This is a genomic window from Sulfolobus sp. B1 (assembly GCF_007050195.1).
In the GTDB taxonomy this organism is placed as follows: Archaea; Thermoproteota; Thermoprotei_A; order Sulfolobales; family Sulfolobaceae; genus Saccharolobus.
The window spans coordinates 1-1,194 of record NZ_QIMI01000261.1; the positions used below are offsets into that span (position 1 = coordinate 1).

At 30.1% G+C, this 1,194-nt stretch carries 1 protein-coding gene and 2 pseudogenes; all 3 read right to left on the reverse strand.

What is annotated here, in order from left to right:
- Nucleotides 1–239, reverse strand: a pseudogene (locus tag DMP16_RS10040) (hypothetical protein); the annotation flags it as partial.
- A 90-nt stretch (nt 240–329) separates the two neighbouring features.
- Nucleotides 330–608, reverse strand: a complete 279-nt coding sequence (locus DMP16_RS10045; protein WP_069281366.1) for a winged helix-turn-helix domain-containing protein — start codon at nt 606–608, stop codon at nt 330–332.
- A 122-nt stretch (nt 609–730) separates the two neighbouring features.
- Nucleotides 731–1,194 (reverse strand): annotated as a pseudogene (locus DMP16_RS11105) (hypothetical protein); the annotation flags it as partial.

Genomic DNA, 1,194 nt, shown 5'->3' on the forward strand with positions numbered 1-1,194 from the left:
AGAACATAATTCAACTCATTCTCGATTGGTTTTAACTTCTTAATGGTAGTCTCATAAATTGCTTTTACATCTCCCCCTTTCATTGTAGTAATGTAAACTAAAATCTCCTCTAAGAGATTACTAGTATTACTATTACCTAAAACTGAAGTAAGAGCTATGAGAAAATCTAAAGTTCTTTTCATACTCATCTCTCTCTCCTTATCCTCTAAAATCTTCATATATTCTTTCATTATTGACATCAATAAAATAGCCAGAATCAAACTTAAAAGAAATTGTAATATAAGTGATAATTCTCCTATCAAAGAAATAAGCCTCTTACTATTAGCTTGTCACTTATCAATCTCCTTCCTTAACTCTTCTAATTTCTTAGCTAACTCTAAGTATTCCCTAGCTCTTTGTAAATATTTCATACCTTTTTCAGTTAATTTGTACAAATTTCCTTCTCTTTTTATATACCCGCTTTTTACCAATTGATTTAAATATTTGTTGAAGGGTCTGGTACTGAGGTTAACCTTATACATGAGTTTTGTCTTATTAATACCATCTGTACAAGCTTCCAACATGGTAATAGTTATCTCTAGGCTATTCCTCTTTTTCTTTAAAAGCATATATATTTATATTAGACAAACCTTTTAAAGATTACGGCTAATCAAAGAAGGACGTAAACAAAGGGAAAAATATTAATTCTTACTCGATAAAAAATTATTGTTCTTAATTTTTGCTACAAAAATCATGAATTATAGGAATACAAATAAACTACATTGTCATGTATAAAGTAATATCCACTATCAAACCGTATGGCTCTAGCGTTGTAGTGTCTCATCATTTTCATGAAGTCCTCCAAGGAGTTAACCTTTATTTGTGTCATATTAGTCGGTGGGGGCGGTCCTCTGATTGAATTCCTATTTATTATTTTCATAGCATCTGGAGTAACTATGAAGAAAGCTGATATTCCAAAGAGTATTAAGAAAAACGCTCCATAAAAGTAAGTATAGTTATACCCAGATGTTGCCTTGATTAAAATCTCTCTATAGAAAGAACCTGACACTGTTGAATCGTTATAGTTTAAGACAGAAATATTAAATGAACTATTCTCTATTACAATTCCGTCTCTAACATAAATTGGCTCTTCGCCATAAGGATATTTTAAATTAGCGTAAACACTTATGTTTAAAATAACAATGTATGATATCC